Source organism: Pseudomonas fluorescens (assembly GCF_000968015.1).
GTDB classification, from domain to species: Bacteria; Pseudomonadota; Gammaproteobacteria; order Pseudomonadales; family Pseudomonadaceae; genus Aquipseudomonas; species Aquipseudomonas fluorescens_W.
The window spans coordinates 343-1,149 of record NZ_LACH01000101.1 but is presented as its reverse complement, the minus strand read 5'-3'; the positions used below and the strand labels follow the sequence as shown (position 1 = coordinate 1,149).

1 pseudogene is annotated in these 807 nt (G+C 66.0%); it reads left to right on the top strand.

Annotated features, from left to right (window positions below):
- Nucleotides 1-807 (top strand): annotated as a pseudogene (locus VD17_RS30425) (glycine dehydrogenase (aminomethyl-transferring)); the annotation flags it as partial.

Sequence of the window (807 nt, the reverse complement as noted above, 5' to 3'; positions counted from 1 at the left end):
CGCGTGCATCACCTGACCGCGATTCTGGCCCAAGGCTTGAAAGCAATCGGTCTGAAGGTCGAGCAGGAAAACTTCTTCGACACCCTGACCCTCAACACCGGCGCCAACACCGCCAAGCTGCACGACCAGGCCCGCGCACAGCAGATCAACCTGCGCGTGGTCGATGCTGAACGTCTGGGCCTGTCCCTCGACGAAACCACCTCGCAGGCCGACGTGGAAACCCTGTGGGCCCTGCTGGCCGACGGCCAAACCCTGCCGGACTTCGCCGCCCTCGCCGCCTCCGTGGTCAGCACGATCCCGGCCGCGCTGCTGCGTCAATCACCGATCCTCAGCCACCCGGTGTTCAACCGTTATCACTCGGAAACCGAGCTGATGCGCTACCTGCGCAAGCTGGCGGACAAGGACCTGGCGCTGGACCGCACCATGATCCCGCTGGGTTCGTGCACCATGAAACTCAACGCCGCCAGCGAAATGATCCCGGTGACCTGGGCCGAGTTCGGCGCCCTGCACCCGTTCGCCCCGGCCGCGCAAAGCGCCGGTTACCAGCAGCTGACCGATGAACTGGAAGCGATGCTCTGCGCCGCCACCGGTTACGACGCGATCTCGCTGCAACCGAACGCCGGTTCCCAGGGTGAATACGCCGGCCTGCTGGCGATTCGCGCCTACCACCAGAGCCGTGGCGAAGACCGTCGCGACATCTGCCTGATCCCCTCGTCCGCCCACGGCACCAACCCGGCCACCGCCAACATGGCCGGCATGCGCGTGGTCGTCACCGCCTGCGATGCGCGCGGCAACGTCGACATCGAA